The organism is Rhodanobacter sp. UC4443_H10, from assembly GCF_052978325.1.
In genome coordinates this window covers 2,016,625-2,032,025 of the sequence record NZ_CM129668.1, presented here as the reverse complement: position 1 = coordinate 2,032,025, position 15,401 = coordinate 2,016,625, and the positions used below count along the sequence as shown (strand labels likewise).

General features: G+C 70.0%; 14 protein-coding genes. 6 read left to right on the top strand and 8 right to left on the bottom strand.

The features are described 5' to 3' along the window. Window positions 1-264: 264 nt before the first annotated feature. Complete coding sequence (locus ACVCMB_RS09435; protein WP_447099683.1) at window positions 265-573, bottom strand: hypothetical protein; 309 nt, start codon at window positions 571-573, stop codon at window positions 265-267. 55 nt (window positions 574-628) lie between these two features. Next, window positions 629-754: a hypothetical protein gene (locus ACVCMB_RS09430; protein WP_447098051.1), complete on the bottom strand. Its 126-nt coding sequence runs from the start codon at window positions 752-754 to the stop codon at window positions 629-631. Between the two features lie 305 nt (window positions 755-1,059). Between ACVCMB_RS09430 and pdsR the strand changes: the two genes are divergently transcribed. The 4 genes from pdsR to ACVCMB_RS09410 are packed head-to-tail and all read left to right on the top strand — an operon-like array spanning window position 1,060 to window position 4,811. Continuing rightward, window positions 1,060-1,749, top strand: a complete 690-nt coding sequence (gene pdsR / locus ACVCMB_RS09425; protein ID WP_447098052.1) for a proteobacterial dedicated sortase system response regulator — start codon at window positions 1,060-1,062, stop codon at window positions 1,747-1,749. Beyond that, window positions 1,737-2,321: a hypothetical protein gene (locus tag ACVCMB_RS09420; RefSeq protein ID WP_447106773.1), complete on the top strand. Its 585-nt coding sequence runs from the start codon at window positions 1,737-1,739 to the stop codon at window positions 2,319-2,321. The genes pdsR and ACVCMB_RS09420 overlap by 13 nt, the downstream gene beginning before the upstream one ends. Window positions 2,322-2,339: 18 nt before the next feature. Next, a complete protein-coding gene (locus tag ACVCMB_RS09415; protein ID WP_447106772.1) occupies window positions 2,340-4,370 on the top strand; it encodes an ATP-binding protein in 2,031 nt (676 codons plus the stop codon). 57 nt (window positions 4,371-4,427) lie between these two features. Beyond that, the gene (locus tag ACVCMB_RS09410; RefSeq protein ID WP_447098055.1) at window positions 4,428-4,811 is read left to right on the top strand and encodes a hypothetical protein; all 384 of its coding nucleotides are present in this window, start codon (window positions 4,428-4,430) and stop codon (window positions 4,809-4,811) included. A 3-nt stretch (window positions 4,812-4,814) separates the two neighbouring features. On the opposite strand, the gene ACVCMB_RS09405 is transcribed toward ACVCMB_RS09410, so the two are convergent. Continuing rightward, a complete protein-coding gene (locus ACVCMB_RS09405) occupies window positions 4,815-5,927 on the bottom strand; it encodes a hypothetical protein (RefSeq protein ID WP_447106771.1) in 1,113 nt (370 codons plus the stop codon). 129 nt (window positions 5,928-6,056) lie between these two features. On the opposite strand from ACVCMB_RS09405, the gene trpE reads away from it, so the two are divergent. After that, on the top strand, window positions 6,057-7,547 hold the full coding sequence (gene trpE / locus ACVCMB_RS09400; RefSeq protein WP_447106770.1) for an anthranilate synthase component I: 1,491 nt from the start codon (window positions 6,057-6,059) through the stop codon (window positions 7,545-7,547). A gap of 42 nt (window positions 7,548-7,589) precedes the next feature. On the opposite strand, the gene ACVCMB_RS09395 is transcribed toward trpE, so the two are convergent. From ACVCMB_RS09395 to ACVCMB_RS09375, 5 genes are read right to left on the bottom strand one after another with little or no spacing between them, the layout of a single operon-like run. Continuing rightward, window positions 7,590-8,561 (bottom strand): N-acetylglucosamine kinase, encoded by a 972-nt coding sequence (locus tag ACVCMB_RS09395; RefSeq protein WP_447106769.1) that lies wholly within the window; start codon window positions 8,559-8,561, stop codon window positions 7,590-7,592. After that, window positions 8,558-9,718 (bottom strand): SIS domain-containing protein, encoded by a 1,161-nt coding sequence (locus ACVCMB_RS09390; protein WP_447106768.1) that lies wholly within the window; start codon window positions 9,716-9,718, stop codon window positions 8,558-8,560. The genes ACVCMB_RS09395 and ACVCMB_RS09390 overlap by 4 nt, the downstream gene beginning before the upstream one ends. Continuing rightward, window positions 9,705-10,994 carry a D-tagatose-bisphosphate aldolase, class II, non-catalytic subunit gene (locus tag ACVCMB_RS09385; RefSeq protein WP_447106767.1) on the bottom strand — a complete coding sequence of 430 codons (1,290 nt, stop codon included), beginning with the start codon at window positions 10,992-10,994 and terminating at the stop codon, window positions 9,705-9,707. The genes ACVCMB_RS09390 and ACVCMB_RS09385 overlap by 14 nt, the downstream gene beginning before the upstream one ends. Further along, on the bottom strand, window positions 10,937-11,956 hold the full coding sequence (locus ACVCMB_RS09380; RefSeq protein WP_447106766.1) for an EamA family transporter: 1,020 nt from the start codon (window positions 11,954-11,956) through the stop codon (window positions 10,937-10,939). Before ACVCMB_RS09380 ends, ACVCMB_RS09385 begins: the two co-directional genes overlap by 58 nt. After that, a complete protein-coding gene (locus ACVCMB_RS09375) occupies window positions 11,953-14,070 on the bottom strand; it encodes a glycoside hydrolase family 36 protein (protein WP_447106765.1) in 2,118 nt (705 codons plus the stop codon). The genes ACVCMB_RS09380 and ACVCMB_RS09375 overlap by 4 nt, the downstream gene beginning before the upstream one ends. A gap of 113 nt (window positions 14,071-14,183) precedes the next feature. On the opposite strand from ACVCMB_RS09375, the gene ACVCMB_RS09370 reads away from it, so the two are divergent. Beyond that, on the top strand, window positions 14,184-15,290 hold the full coding sequence (locus ACVCMB_RS09370) for an amidohydrolase family protein (protein ID WP_447106764.1): 1,107 nt from the start codon (window positions 14,184-14,186) through the stop codon (window positions 15,288-15,290). Window positions 15,291-15,401: the final 111 nt, after the last annotated feature.

The following is a 15,401-nucleotide window of genomic DNA, read 5'->3' as shown; positions in this document are numbered from 1 at the left end:
CCACGCGCAAGGCGATCGCCTGGCCAGACGGCACAAAGAAAAAATCCCGGCGCCAGGAGGGAGGCACCGGGATAAACGTCGTCGGGGACGCAAGGGGGAAAACACCATGGATTGGCGCGTGCCGGCGCGAAAGTCCGCCAGGGAGCTCGCAAACCTCGCACCGGCAGGTTCCACGGCAAAGAGGAACGCACGCCAATCATCAGGTCCGACCCGGTACCTGCCGATTGGTTCCCGCGGCGAGGCTCAATTTGCCAACTGTGTCGTTCAGGTTCGCTGTGCGGATCGCGGCCGCAGCCGGCTGGATCGAGCCTGCGCGCGCATGTTCAGCCATTGCGCCAGCGCGACCCGGGCGTGCAGCCACACCGCATCGAGGCCCAGTCCGGCGGCCAGCATCAGGCTGCCGACCATCAACCAGTGACGCCATGTGCGCGAAAGCCGTATTGCTGCATGCATGTCGGTGTCCTCCTGTGGCCCGAGCCACGATGGCATTGCCGCACGCGTGAAGGTCGCGCGGGAGCCGCGCCGGCGGCGGCGTTCGGGCCAGTCGTGGCAAAGGGCGGGCAGCACGCGCACGAAAAAAAGCCCCTCGCAAGCGAGGGGCAAGCAACCACCAGGGGGAGGAACACGGTTACAGCGGTTGCCAGTCGGGATCGGTGTCGTCCCGGGCCGCACCCGGCGCGATTCCTTTCGCGCCGGGTGCGCGGACGACTTCCACCACGGCAAACGGATCGAGTCTGGACAGATGACGGGACATGGCGCGCCTCCTTCAGAAGAAGCCGACCAACAGGCCCAGCAGCAGGGCGCCCAGCGCCAGGCCGGTGCGCAGCGGCTCGAAGCCGTGCAGTTCGGCGCGGGGGTCGTGTTCGTTGCGGCGGGTGTCCATGAGTGACCTCGTGATGGAGTGCGTGGATCACATCAAAGCCTCCGTCGCGGCGCGTGCGCCGGCCGCTGCCGGGCGATTTGCCGGCGGCTTGTGGCAAATCGCTGGCAGCGCGCTGCGACCGCTTGCGCCCGCGCGGCGCGCATAGCACGCTGCAGCCATCATCCAAGGAGTGCGCCATGGGCCGCAGCATTGCCATCGTCGAGGACGAACCGCTGATCCGCGCCAACTACGTCGAGGCGCTGAACCGTTTCGGCTACGACGCGCGCGGCTACGGTTCGCGCCAGGAAGCGTCCAGCGCGTTCGCGATGAAGTTGCCCGAGCTGGTCATCATCGACATCGGCCTGGGCGACGAACCGGAGGGCGGCTTCGACCTGTGCCGCGAACTGCGCGCGAAATCGTCGACGCTGCCGCTGATCTTCCTCACCGCGCGCGACTCGGATTTCGACGTGATCTCCGGCTTGCGGCTGGGCGCGGACGACTACCTCAGCAAGGACACCAGCCTGCACCAGCTGGCCGCGCGCATTGCCGCGCTGTTCCGCCGGATCGAGTCGCTGAAGGCGCCCGCCTCCAGCGAGACGGTGCTCGAGCACGGCCCGCTGAAGCTGGAATCCGAGCGCATGCGCATCACCTGGAACGGCGCGGAAATCCCGCTCACCGTCACCGAGTTCTGGATGGTGCACACGCTGGTGCGCTTCCCCGGCCACGTGAAGAACCGCGACCAGCTGATGCGCGAGGCGGAGCTGGTGGTGGACGACGCCACCATCACCTCGCACATCAAGCGCATCCGCAAGAAGTTCGTGGCGGTGGCGCCCGAGTTCGACGCGATCGAGACGGTGCATGGCGTGGGCTACCGGTGGAAGCCGTGAGCGCGCGTCTGTGCGTGGCGCTGGCACTGTTGTTCTGCGCGGCGCTGACCTGGGCGACCGGCACCGACGACGACGTGCTGGCCCGCGGCGCCCGCGACGGCAACGCGCCGGCCTGGACGATAGCGGTGGCATCGCCGCCGGGCTGGACGCGCGACTGTTGCACCTACGCCCAGGCGATCGGCGTCAACGCGGTGCTGTACCAGGGCGAGTGGAGCGGCAAGCCGCAGCGGGTGATGGTGCTGAACGTGTGGCCGCGCGTGCTGCCCAGCCTGGCCGCCGAGGTGCAGGCCGACCGGAAGCGCTACCTCCAGCTCGACCCCGCCGGCAAGGCCGCCAGCTTCGCCGTGCGCCATCCGCACATGTCCTGCGAGGCCAGCGTCTACGAAGGCAGCGACCACGTCGACGACGTGCTGGTGTTCTGCGATCCGGGCCAGGCCAGCGGCATCCGCTACAGCTGGTCGATGGCCTTCGATGACGGCGACCCCACGCGGCGTGCGCTGCTGGATGACTTCATGCGGGTGGTGATGGCCTCGCGCTACCAGCGTGCCACGGCACCGGCCGATGCCCGCTGAGCGACGGACCGGGGCGGCATGAGCCTGCGTCGCAAGCTGCTGCTGGTGGCACTGTGCACGCTGGCGCTGCCGGTGGCCGGCTGGTTCGACGTGCGCCAGATGGAGTCGTTGCTGCGCGACGGCCAGGCCCAGGCCCTGGTGGCCTCGGCGCAGGTGGTGGCGCGCAGCCTGGTGGTGACCCGTGCGTTGCCGCCGGCCGACGGCCCGAGCTGGTACGTGCAGGAGGCGCCCACGCCGATCACCGTCGACGGCTACGGCGACGACTGGGCACCGCTGACGCCATGGAGCCAGCCGTTCGCGCGACGCGGACAGCTGTTGCTGGCCGAGGATGCGGACGGCTTCTACCTGCATGCGCAGGTGGCCGACACCCACCGCACCCGCGCCGATGCCGAAGACGCGAACGCGCTGCTGGCCGACCATCTGATTCTCGCCCTCGGCAACGCCGCCGGCCAGCGGCGCTACCTGCTGGCCAGCGCGGCACCGGGGCCGCTGCAGGCGTTGCCGCTGGACCCGCCGGTGCCCGGCCTGCCCGATCAGCTCGGCGCGAGCTGGCAGGAGGACGGCAGCGGCTACCAGGTCGAGCTGCGCCTGCCGAGGCAACCGGCGCCGAGCCGCCTGGGTATCGGCGCCTATGACGCCAGCAGCGGCGGCGATCGGCAGGCCGTCGAGTCGCGCCCATTGCGCCGCTACTCGGCGGTGCTGTCCGGCGAGCTGGCGCAGCTGGTGCCTACGGGTGTGCAAGCGCGCGTGCTGTCACCGGCCGGCTGGCTGCTGGCGCGCAGCGGCCGCCTGCATGGCAGCAGCGCGGCCGAGCGCGACCCGGGCTGGTTCGCCTCGCTGGTCTATCGCTCGCTGCTTGCCACTCGCCTGGACGACGCCAACCTGTGGGCGCAGGACGTGCCGCGGCTGGATACCCGCGAGGTGGAGCAGGCACGTGCCGGCCATGCAATCAGCCGCTGGCGCCACGGCGAGGAGCGCGGCAGCGTGGTGCTCGCCGCGGCGGTGCCGATCGAGCGGGCCGGCAAGGTCGAGGGCGTGCTGCTGCTGGAGCAGTCCAGTCGCACCGTGCCGCTGCTGGCCAACCGCGCGCTGTTCGGCGTGCTGCTGACCAGCTTCGTCGTGCTGCTGCTGGCCGGCGGCATCCTGCTGGCGTTCGCCACCCGGCTCAGCCTGCGCCTGGCGCGGCTGCGCAATGCCGTCGAGCGGGCGCAGCGCAACGATGGACGTCTGGACGGCCAATTGAATCCGGACCGCTTCCCGATGATCGACGCGCCGGACGAGATCGGCGATCTCGCCCGCAGCTTCGAGAAGCTGTTCGTGGCCGTGGGCAACTACACCGATTACCTGCGCACGCTCGCCTCGAAGCTGTCGCACGAGTTGAACACGCCGCTGGCGATCGTGAAGTCCTCGCTGGACAACCTGGAACACGCGCTGCAGCAGCACGCCGCGCTGCCGGAGCCGGCCAAGCCCTACCTGGAACGCGCCCGCGACGGGGTGGCGCGGCTGGGCGCATTGGTGCGGGCGATGAGCGAGTCGAGCCGGATGGAGCGCTCGATCGAAGCGGCCGAGCCCGAGGATGTCGACCTGCGCGACGTGGTGCGCGGCTGCGCCGACGGCTACCGCCCGCTGGTCGGCACGCGCCGGCTCGATTGCCGCCTGCCGGATGCGCCGCTGCCGCTGCACGGCGCGCCGGAACTGATCGCGCAGGCGCTGGACAAGCTGTTCGACAACGCCCTCTCGTTCACCCCCGCGCAGGGCTGGCTGCGGCTGAGCCTGCGTGCGCTCGACGGTGGCGCCGAGATCGAGCTGGCCAACCAGGGCCCGCCGTTGCCCGCGGCGATGCAGGGCCGCTTGTTCGACTCGCTGGTCAGCCTGCGCGACAAGGCGGTGCCCGGCGAGGCGCCGCACCTGGGCCTGGGCTTGTACGTGGTGCGCCTGGTCGCCGAGCGCCATGGCGGCAGCGTCAGCGCGCGCAATCTCGACGACGGCAGCGGCGTGGCGTTCACCCTCACCCTGCGCGGCATGCCGCGGCAGCGGCTGGGCGGTTAAAGCTTCGCCGCCGTGTGCCGCTATCCGGACATCTCGGCTTCCCGCGGAAATGTCGCCATGGATGTCCCCAACCTCAGCCGGCAACCCTATCGCCGCCCGCCGCTGTTGCGTGCCACCGATCCGCAACGCATGAACTGGCTGTGGCGACTGGTGTGCGAGCTGGCCGAGTTGCGTCCCGCGGATGTGGTCGAGGCGTTGCATGCCGCGCAGATCCCGGTCGACCTGGCGCGTGCGCGCAGCTGGGTGGTCAGCGACCGCGACGACGGTTTCTTCCCGATCTCGATCGCCGAGCTGGAACGCAACGTGCGTGCGCTGCTGGCCTTGCGCGAGGTGATGCGCGAGAACCAGGCCTTGCTCGCGCTCGCCGGTGGTGCGGAGGCGTCGGCAGACATGGCGGCGGATGCCGCGCCGGCAGTGGAGCCGGTGACCGAAACCGCCTGAGCTTCAGCTCCGAGCTGACGAGCCCGCCGCCGCGGGCGTGGTGGGCGTGGCCATCGCGCTGGCCGCATGCGCCGGCACGGCGCTGGCCGATGCAGCGGGCGCCGCGCTGGATGCCGCTGCCGGTGCCGCCGTGGTCGCGGCCGCCGCAGGCAAGGCCGCCGTGCCGCCGGAGGCCGGGACCGACGTCGCCGCCGCGGGCGTCGAACTGGCGCTTGCCGTCGGGGTGGACGCGGCCATGGCGGGCGCTGCCGCGGCCGAAGTCGCCGCTGCCGCTGCCGCTGCCGCTGCCGCGGTGGTGCTGTTCGCCGGCTGCGCATGGCCGACCGCTGCCGCCGGCGGGGAATCGTCGACGTGCGTATCGGCGCCCCAATTCAGATAAGCCCACGCGGCCACGCCGACGAGTGCCAGCAGCAGCAACATGCGACCCAGCCGCGAGCGTCGTGGCGGGTGGCTTGTGGTCTCGGCTGGCGGGGCGGCGACGTCGGCTTCGCCGACGGGCTCGTCCGACGACGGATTGATCAGGGCATCGTCTGTCGCCAGCTCGTCGCCAGGCACCGGCGGCTCGACGGCCGCGGGCGACGACGCGGTGGGCAATGGCGGCGGCAGGCCGGGCGACGCGCTCACGGCCGCGGGCGCAGGCGGTTCATCGTCGAGCGGCTCGATGGGCGCCGCGGCGAAGGCTTCGTCGACGGGCGCGGCCATCACCTCGTCGAATGCCTGTGCGGGCGGGGGCGAGGACTCGTACTCCAGCGGCTCCGGCCAGATCTGCCATGCCAGGCTGCCGTGCAGCCGATACGACTCGCCCGGCGCGATGAACGCGTCCAGCGCCGACCGCGGCAACGGCCCGCGGCTGCTGCCGTCGCGGTCGATGTACGCCAGTTCTTCGTCGCCGGGGAGCGCGCGGGCATCGACGTGCAGGCCTTGCAGCAACTGCGCGATGCGCTCGGCGCTGGAGCGGTCCAGTTGCTGGCGCACGATCCGCGGCAGCGCGGCGACCACGCGCCGGGAAAATTCGTCGTGCTCCATCCTCAGCGCGGCCGCCACCGGCGCCCACGTCGACGCCTCGTCCGACGCACCGGCCCGCAAGCCGCACACTACGACGCAATACTGATCCACGCACGGTCCCCTGTAGCCCGACCGTCGAGAGTAGACCGCCGCCACCAGCGTATCAAGCGCGCCGCGGCGGCGCCTGCGCTTGGCCTACAATGCTCGTTTCCCCTTCGTGACCACCCGGAACCGCGACCCGTGAGCTCTCCCGACCCCATCAGCCGAAACGAATTCGACGCGCTGGCCGCCCGCGGTCACACGCGCATCCCGCTGGTGCGCGAGGTGTTCTCCGACCTCGACACGCCGCTGTCGGTGTACCTGAAGCTCGCCGACGGTCCGTATACCTTCCTGTTCGAGTCGGTCGAGGGCGGCGCCACCTGGGGGCGTTATTCGATCATCGGCCTGCCGGCGAAGCGGGTGTTCCGCCTGCGCGGGCATGAGCTGGAAGTGGAGGATTCCGGCGAGATCACCGAGCGCCGCCATCTCGACGATCCGCTGGCGGAGATCGAGAAGCTGCGCGCGCAGTACGACGTGCCGCAGTTGCCGCAGCTGCCCGCATTCTCCGGCGGCCTGGTCGGCTACTTCGGTTTCGAGACGATCGGCTACATCGAGCCGCGGCTGGCGCAGTGGGACCGCCTCGACGAGCTGGGCACGCCCGACGTGCTGCTGATGCTGGCCGAGGAGGTGGCGGTATTCGACAACCTCAAGGGCCGGCTGTACCTGATCGTGCACGCCGATCCGTCGCAGCCGCACGCCTACGCGCAGGCGCAGCGGCGGCTCGATGCGCTGGTCCATCGGCTGCGCCAGGGCGGCGCCTCGTATCCGCAGCTGACCCAGTCGGTCGCGCTGGACGAAAGCGACTTCAAGTCCTCGTTCACCAGGGACGAGTTCGAGGCGATGGTCGAGCGCGCGAAGGAATACATCCGCGCCGGCGACATCTTCCAGGTGGTGCCGTCACAGCGCCTTTCCGTGCGCTTCAACGCGCGGCCGGTGGACGTGTACCGCGCGCTGCGCGCGATGAATCCCTCGCCCTACATGTACTTCGTCGATCTCGGCGACACCCAGATCGTGGGTTCCTCGCCGGAGATCCTGGCGCGGTTGAAGGGCGGCAAGGTGGTGGTGCGCCCGCTCGCCGGCACGCGCAAGCGCGGCGCCACGGAGGAAGAGGACCGCGCGCTGGAAGCGGAGTTGCTGGCCGATCCGAAGGAGCGCGCCGAGCACGTGATGCTGATCGACCTCGGCCGCAACGATCTCGGTCGCATCAGCGAGACCGGCAGCGTGGAAGTGGGCGACTCGTTCGCGATCGAGCGCTACTCGCACGTGATGCACATCGTCTCGCAGGTGCAGGGTACGGTGCGCGAAGGCCTGAGCTACATGGACGTGCTCAAGGCGACCTTCCCGGCCGGCACGCTTTCCGGCGCGCCGAAGGTGCGCGCGCTGGAGATCATCCAGGAGCTGGAACCGCACAAGCGCAACATCTACGGCGGCGCGATCGGCTGGATCGGCTGGTGGGGCGACGCCGACACCGCCATCGCGATCCGCACCGCGGTGATCCACGGCGGCCGCCTGCACGTGCAGGCCGGCGCAGGCATCGTGTTCGACTCCGACCCCGCCGCCGAGTGGGAGGAGACGATGAACAAGGGCCGCGCGTTGTTCCGCGCGGTGGCGCAGGCGGCGAAAGGCTTGTAGGGCGGTCCCGGCAAAAGTCCGCGGCGAACCGGACAGTCTCGCTCAGGGGGCGACGGCAGCCCGCGTTGCCGCCTGCACCGGGTGGCCGGCGAGCCGGGCCGCGTAGAGCGCGGCGCCGTAATGCGGCGCGTGCAACGGCGGCCGCAGGTCGAAATCCGTGCTTGCGGCGGCAAGCGCCTCGCGCAGCGGTGCCAGCAGCAGTTCGTCGGCATTGAAGGCGCCGCCGGAATGGGACACCGGTACGGTTTCGCCGGCTTCGAAGTGCAGGGCCCGTCGCAGTGCGTCGCAGATGCCGGCCAGCTCGTGGCCGGCATCGCGGAAGATGGTGGCGGCCACGCCGTCGCCGGCCCGTGCCGCCTCGGCCACCTGGCGCGAGAGCTGCGCCAGGTCGCCGCGGGCGTAGGAGTTGCCGCCGTAGACATGGGCGCAGATGTCCAGGTCGTTGTCGAGCTGGAAGTGCGCGTTGAGGATCGCGTGCAGCGGGCCGCGGGGCAGGCGACCGTCGCTCATGCGCGAGTAGGCGTTGAGTCCGCGCATGGCGATCCAGTAGGCCGAGCCTTCATCGGAGAACGCCTCGCCCCAGCCGCCCGCGCGAGCCGCGAGGCCCTGGCGTTGGCCGTAGCCGATCGAACCGGTGCCGGCGACGATGTTGATGCCGTCGGCGCAGCCCAGCGAGCCGGCCCAGCCGCACACCATGTCGTTGTCGCAGGTGTAGCGGTCGTGGCCGAGGATCGCCGCGGGGCACGTTTGCAACAGCGCGGTGGCGCGGCTGTCCTCGCCGTAGGCGGGCAGCCCGAAGAAGGCATGGCCGATGTCGGCCAGGGTCCGGCCGGCGGTGCCCAGCACCGCGGTCACGCCCTCGGCCAGGATGGCACGCACGCCGTCCAGCCCGACATGGGGATGGTAGGTCGTGCCGAGCTCCGCTTCGCCGAGCAGTCGGCCGTCAGCGTCGATCAGGGCGAAACGCGTTTTCGTTCCGCCGCCGTCCACGCCCAGGTAAGTCATCCGATTCATGCGCTCAGAGCGTACAGGCGCACGCCCTGCACGACGCGGTTCACCAGGCCCGCGGGGTTGGGATTGTCGGGCGTCACGCCGATGGCGCGCGAACGGAGGAAGGCGTGGATCTGCGCGATGGCGAGGTACGGCCACAGCAGATCCGCATCGGCGGCATCGGCCATCGCCGGCACCGTGATGCCGTCGGCACCCGCGGCAGCGCGCGGCTGGGCGTTCACCTCGATGATGCGCGCCGCGCGGCCGTCACGACGCAGCTCGTCCACCAGGTCGAGGTCGTAGCGGCGGGTCAGCGGGTCGTTGGACACGAACACCATCACCAGGGCGTGTTCGGTGACGAAGGTCTTGGGCCCGTGGCGGAAACCCAGCGGCGACTCGAAGCAGGTCGCCACCGCGCCATTGGTGAGCTCGCCGAGCTTCAGCGCCGCCTCGCGGGCCAGCCCCTGCAAGACGCCGCTGCCAAGGTAGGCGACGCGGTCGTACTGGCCGCGCGCCAGCTCGTTCAGTGCCGGCAGCGATCCGGCGATGACCCGCGCGGTGGCCTCGGCAATGGCGTCGATGCGCGCGTCCATGCTGCCGGTTGGCAACAACGCGGCCATGGCCGCGTACATCATGCAGCTGAAGCTGGAAGTCATGGCGAAGCCGGCGTCGTGCGTCTCGGCCGGCAGCAGCAGGGTCATCGAACGGGCAACCGGCGCCTTGCCCAGCGCACCGTCGGCATTGCAGATGATCGCCAGGTGGCGCACGTCGCGCACCAGGGACTCGGCGAGTTCCACCGCGGCCAGGCTTTCGGGGCTGTTGCCGGAACGGCCGAAGGAGACCAGCAGCAGTGGCTGTTCCGGCTCCAGATACAAGCGCGGGGCGCACACGATGTCGGTGGTCGGCACCGCGTCCACGCGGGCGGCCAGCCGGCGGTCCAGCAGCGGCGCCACGCACTGGCCGATATAGGACGAGCTGCCGGCGCCGGTCAGGATCACCCGCGCGGCAGGGTCGTCGATCAGCGGGCCGGCAAATGCCCGGATCTGCGCGTGCAGCCCGGCCACCAGCGCGTGGGTCCGCTGCAGCATCCGTGGCTGCTGCTCGATCTCGCGTGCGGTGCAGAGCGCGCCCGCGGCGGTCAGCTCGGACTCGGACGCGCCCAGGTACTCAGTGGATGTCATGGTCATGGCAGGCATGGTGGTAGTCGTCGAGTGCGGCACTGATGTGTGCCATGGTCAGGGAGAGCGGGTCGTTGGTCGCGCCGCCGGTGCGCAGCGCGCGCAGCGCGTGCGGCAGGAACTGGCTGATCAGCGGCAGCGGCGGCGGGGTCGCGCGCAGGTTGTCGAACAGGCGCTGGCAGGCCTGCTCGATCACCGGGTCCGGCCAGTAATAGCGGATGCGGTCGCTGAGGCTGTATTGCAGGTCGATGGTCAGCGCGTGGCCCTCGCCGTGGTAGTAGCGTCGCCAGTAACCGGGCTGCTCGCGCATGCGCGCCAGGGTTACCTCGCGCAGGCGTGCCCGACGCGCATCCCCGATCCACTCCTGCTCGATCGCGTCCAGCGCCCACAGCGCCTCGCGCAGGGCGAAGGTCAGGCCGGGGCCGACCTTGAGGATGGCGAAATGATCGCGTACCAGCGCCGCCAGCGCGTCGCGGGTCTGGTAGTCGGTCGAGTGCGCCTCGAACACCATGCCCGGCACGCCGGTGATGGCGTGGCTCAGTTCGCGCGCTTTCGACGGGTCGTAATCCGCCACGTCGTGGTGATCGAACTCCACGCCCGGTTGCACCACGGAGGCGATCACGCGTTGCCATGCGGCGTCCAGCCCCGCGGCGGCGAAGGCCTGGCGATGCGCCTCGATCGTGGCCAGCGCGGCTTGCGGCGTGGTCACGGCGAGGCCTTCGATGGCCTCGGTGGCACCGCCGGGCACCGGTACCTCGGTGCCGATCACGTACACCGGCGCCTCGCCGCCGGCCTGCGCGTGAGCGACCTCGGCGGCCCGGCACAGGCGTACCGCACGGCGCACGATCTCCGCCTCCGGCAACGGCTCGGGATCGCCGCGGCAGGCCATCGAGCAGTCCAGGTGGATCTTGCGGAAGCCGGCGGCCACGTACGCGGCCACCATCACCTCGGCCTTGTCCATCGCCGCGTCCGCGTCCAGCGACGTCCACGGGTTGGGCCCCAGGTGATCGCCACCCAGCGCGATGCGCGCGCGGTCGAAGCCGACGCGGTCGGCGATCGCATGCACGAAGGCGACGAAATCGGCCGGCTTCATCCCGGTGTAGCCGCCGTCCTGGTTGACCTGGTTGCAGGTGGCCTCGAACAGCACGAATGCCTGTCCCGTGCGTTGCGCGTGGCGCAGGCCGGCTTCGATCACGAGGGGATGCGCGGAACAGATCGAGGTCACGCCACCGGCGTGTCCCTGCTTGTGACGGGCGATGAGCTCGGAGAGGACGTGCATGGGGACGGAGTCCATTCGGGGGAGGGGGTGGAAACGTCGGGATCGCCCTCGGCTTCGGCCACGGCCTCGGGTTCGAGTGCCAACAGCAACGAGGCAATCAGGGCCAGCACCAGGCCGATCATTTTCAGCGGGCCCGGCACGATGCTGGCGAACACCAGCGCCAGCGCGGCGGTCACCAGCGGGGCGCCGGCATTGGTCAGCGGCGCCACCACGATCGCCTTGCCGTGGCGGAAGGCGTAGACCAGGGTCAGCGCGCCGATGGCGTTGAGCAACTGGATCGCGGCGGTCATCCACGGGCCGTCGATGCCGGTGTTGATCGGCTGCGACCAGTCGGTCATCGCCAGCGCCACCGGCGCCAGCAGCAGGCCGCCCAGCATCATGTAGAAGAAGATGCTCTCGGCGCGCACGGTGTGGTTGGCCAGGCGCATGAAGTAAGCCTGCACGCCCCAGGCCAGCATGATCAGCAGCGATTGCAGGAACCAGCCCAGTCCGCCGCCGGCGCCGCGGCCGAACGACAGGTCCAGCATCGGCAATGCCACCAGCGCCAGCACGATGCCCAGCGCGCCGCTCCAGCCGGTGCGCTCGCGCAGGAACGCAAAGGACAGGGCGATCGTCACCACCGGCGACAGCGAGATGATCGGAAACACGAAATACGCCGGCCCGATGGTCAGCGTGTGGAACAGCAGCATCTGCCCGCCGGCGCCCAGCAGGCCGATGGCCATGCCGTAGGCGATCGCGCGCGGTGAATGCTCCAGCGCCCAGCCGCTGCGCCACAGGATGTACAGCGCCGGCGGGATCATGGTCAGCGCCCACACGCAATACACCAGCGTTTCGGGGAAACCGTGCTCGGCCGACAGCGGCGACAGCGCGCCCCACACACCCCACAGCGCGACGGTGGTGACGGCGAAGACCAGCCAGGGGCGACGGCGTGGCGCGGCGACCGCGCTGGCTGCCAGGCTCATGCCGGCGTCCCCAGCGGCGTGGCCTGCAGCAACACGAAGTGCTTGAACGCCACCGGCAGGTTCGCCCCGCTGGCATCCACCTCGCCAAGGTCGACTTCATTGAACAGGTCGCGCACCTTGTAGCGTCCGGCGCCCAGGCCGCGCAAGGGCACCTTGCCGTTGAACCGGTCGGCGTAGAAGGCGTAATACATCGCCCCGTCCTTGGCGATGGCGTGCGCCTCGGGCTTGTCGAAGCCGATGTCGTACAGCGTGCCCAGGTATTCGCCCTTGGGCAGCATGTGCTGTTTGTACAAGGCCACCCACTTGCGCCACAGCGCCTCCTTCTCCGCGTTGAGCACCAGGCCGCCCGGCGGCAGCGGCTCGGAGGGATGCTCGGTGTCTTTCGGCCAGGTGAACTTGGTGGAGGGAATCGCGCCGATGCCGACGGTGGAGGCGAAGTCGTCGCCGCGATCGGACAGTTCCACGTGGTCGCCCGCATAGCTGCTGCGCGAGCCCATCAGCGCCTTCATGCTCTTGCCCTTGCTGCGCACCTGCCACGAAGAGGTCGGGTCGGACGCCGGGTACTGGTCGGTGGCCGGCAGGTTGTGGAAATCGAAAGCCGTGCCGCAGGGGCACAGCTCGACCACCGCCTGCGGGTTGGCCTCGTGCGCCGCCCGGTGGATGGCCTGCCAGAACGTGGCCAGGCCTTCGACCGAATCGCCCGGATGCGCATGCTTGTGCGCGGGGTTGTAGCAGGGCGCCACGGCGTTGAGGTGCTGGCCGTCGAACTTGATGCCCTCGAAGCCCCAGTCGCCGATGACCTTCTTCACCAAGGCCACGTAGAAGTCGACGGTGGGCTGGTAGGCCGGGCACTGAGTGAGCGCGTTCCACCAGGTCACCTTCTGGAACCCGCCGTCCTGGTCCAGCAGCAGCATGTCGGGATGGTCGTGCAGCACGTCGCTGCCCGGGTCGGCGGCCAGCGGCGCGATCCACAGGCGCGGGTGCATGCCCTGGCTGCGCACCTTGGCGGTGAAGTCGCGCATGTCGGCATCGCCGCGCGGGAACTTGCGCCTGTCGATGCGCCAGTCGCCTTCGTTGGTCTGCCAGCCGTCGTCCATCACCACCCAACCGAAGCCCAGCTGGCGCGCTTTCGGGAGCGTGTCCAGGATCTGCTTGACGGTGAAGTCGCGGCCGTAGCCCCACGCGCACCACACCGGCGCAAAGGCCGATTCCGGAGCCCGCGGCGCCTCCAGGCCCTCGGCCTGCATGTATTGCCGGTACTGCAGCAGCGGCGCGAAATGATCGCCGGTGTGCACCGCCAGAAAAGTGCGTTCGGTGACCAGGGCCTGGCCCGGCGCCAGGGCGGAGGCCTGCAGCGATTCGACCGCGATGTGCGCGCCGCGGTCGGTCTTGCGCACCGGCAGATCCAGCGGACGCACCACCGGCTCCACATGACCGACCGCCAGGCCGACGTCGCGGCGCCAGATGTTGGCCACCGGCGTGCCGCCGCCGTAGTCGGACGAATCCATCCCCAGCGTGTTGCGCTGGTCGAACCCGGCAGCCATCGGCTGCACCCAGTCGCGACGATCGGTGTGGGTGGTGCCGGAGAAGCTCCAGAAACCGCCGGGCGCCTCGGCCAGTTCATGCGCGGCATTGCGCCAGCCGGCGACCTGCACGGCGGTGCTGCCCAGGTTGCGGTAGCGCGTCTGCAGCACGGCGAAGCCGGGAAGACCGTCGAAGAAGGTCAGCGCGACTTCCTTTTCCAGGTTGCCGGAACGGCCGGTGACGATCGACTGGTGACCGCTGCCGTGACGCGCGTCGGCGATCGGTTGTTCCCGGTGGCTGGTGATGGCGAAGTCGTCGACCGCGCCATCGGCCAACAGCAGGCTCTCGCTGGGTTGCCACGGCGTGAGCGGCTTGCCGCGGACCACCAGGCGCGTGTGCAGGCGGTGATCGAAGGCGATCGCCAGTACTGCATCGCCGGCGGTGGCGCCGGTGCCGCCATCGGTGCGGCCGGCACCGGGATAGCCAGGCCGGGATGCCGCCAGCGCCTTCGGCAGCATGAGCCACGCCGCGCCACCGGCCACGCTGCCGGCCACGAGCTTCAATACAGTGCGTCGTCCGATCGGGCGCATGGCGAATTCCTCTTGAGACGTCGTCCCGATTCTGCGTCAGCCGTTGCTCTTGATGCAAGCGTTTCGTTTCGGTATGGTTCGAAAATGTTTCGTTATATTGCCGAGGTGGACCGATGAACACGATCTTCCGTCCCGCCGTCCTTGCCCTGTTGGCCATCGCGGCAGCCCTTTCCAGCGCCTGCTCGACGGCGAGCCGGCATGCCGCGGAAAGTTATTCGATGGCCGACTTCAGCCAGGTGCGCAAGTTCGACGCCCACGTCCACGCCAACACGCCCGATCCGGCATTCCTCGAACAGGCGCGCGCGGACGGTTTCGAGTTGCTGTCGATCAACGTCGACTACCCCGACTTCCCGAGCATCGCGCGGCAGCACGCGGCCGCCGTGGCCCTGGCGGCAAGGGACCCGGCGCATTTCCACTGGGCCACCACCTTCTCGATGAAGGGGTTCGGCACGCCGGGCTGGACCGAACGCGTCGACGCGAAACTTGCCCGCGACGTGGCGGCGGGCGCCCTGGCAGTGAAGATCTGGAAAAACGTGGGCCTCGCGGAGCGGAGCGCCGACGGCAAACTGATCATGCTCGACGATCCGGGCCTGGCGCCCGTGGCCGAGCAGGTGCGCGCGCTCGGCGTGGCCCTGATCGACCACCAGGGCGAGCCGCGCAACTGCTGGTTGCCGCTGGACCAGATGACCACCGACAACGACCGCGAGTACTTCAGCAAGCATCCGGAGTACTACATGCACCTGCATCCGGAGATGCCGCGCTACGAGGATCTGATGGCGGTGCGCGACCGCTTCGTGGCCGCGCACCCGAAGCTGCGCTTCGTCGGCGCGCATCTGGCCAGCCTGGAGTATGACGTCGACCGCATCGCCGCCTTCCTCGACCGTTTTCCCGATGCCACCGTGGACATGGCCGCGCGCATGAGCCAGGTGCAATACCAGTCGGTGCGCGACCGCGAGAAGGTGCGCAACTTCTTCATCCGCTACCAGGATCGGGTGATGTACGGCACCGACTTGACCTACGGCCTCGATGCCGACCCCGCCGAGTTCCGCCGCGAGGCGCACGCGGCGTGGAGCTCCGACTGGCGCTACCTGGCCACCGGCGAGACGCAGCACGTGGACATGATCCACGCCGACGTGCCGGGCCTGGCGCTGCCGCGCGCGGTGATCGACAAGATCTACTACGGCAATGCGATGCGCGTGTTCGTCAGGCCGGGCACGTAGGAGCCCGCCTGCGGGCGATGCCTTTGAGCCGGGATAGGGCCCTTCGACAAGCTCGGGGCAGTGAATGGGGGATTGGGGATTTGCGGGAGCGTCAGGAGCATCGCCGGCGAG

Excerpts from the sequence above, each read along its gene's own strand:
- ACVCMB_RS09410 (WP_447098055.1), top strand. The coding sequence starts at position 4,428 with ATGGATGTCCCCAACCTCAGCCGGCAACCCTATCGCCGCCCGCCGCTG.
- ACVCMB_RS09415 (WP_447106772.1), top strand. The coding sequence starts at position 2,340 with ATGAGCCTGCGTCGCAAGCTGCTGCTGGTGGCACTGTGCACGCTGGCG.
- ACVCMB_RS09375 (WP_447106765.1), bottom strand. The coding sequence starts at position 14,070 with ATGCGCCCGATCGGACGACGCACTGTATTGAAGCTCGTGGCCGGCAGC.
- ACVCMB_RS09430 (WP_447098051.1), bottom strand. The coding sequence starts at position 754 with ATGTCCCGTCATCTGTCCAGACTCGATCCGTTTGCCGTGGTGGAAGTC.
- pdsR (WP_447098052.1), top strand. The coding sequence starts at position 1,060 with ATGGGCCGCAGCATTGCCATCGTCGAGGACGAACCGCTGATCCGCGCC.
- ACVCMB_RS09370 (WP_447106764.1), top strand. The coding sequence starts at position 14,184 with ATGAACACGATCTTCCGTCCCGCCGTCCTTGCCCTGTTGGCCATCGCG.
- ACVCMB_RS09390 (WP_447106768.1), bottom strand. The coding sequence starts at position 9,718 with ATGACATCCACTGAGTACCTGGGCGCGTCCGAGTCCGAGCTGACCGCC.
- ACVCMB_RS09385 (WP_447106767.1), bottom strand. The coding sequence starts at position 10,994 with ATGCACGTCCTCTCCGAGCTCATCGCCCGTCACAAGCAGGGACACGCC.
- ACVCMB_RS09380 (WP_447106766.1), bottom strand. The coding sequence starts at position 11,956 with ATGAGCCTGGCAGCCAGCGCGGTCGCCGCGCCACGCCGTCGCCCCTGG.
- ACVCMB_RS09395 (WP_447106769.1), bottom strand. The coding sequence starts at position 8,561 with ATGAATCGGATGACTTACCTGGGCGTGGACGGCGGCGGAACGAAAACG.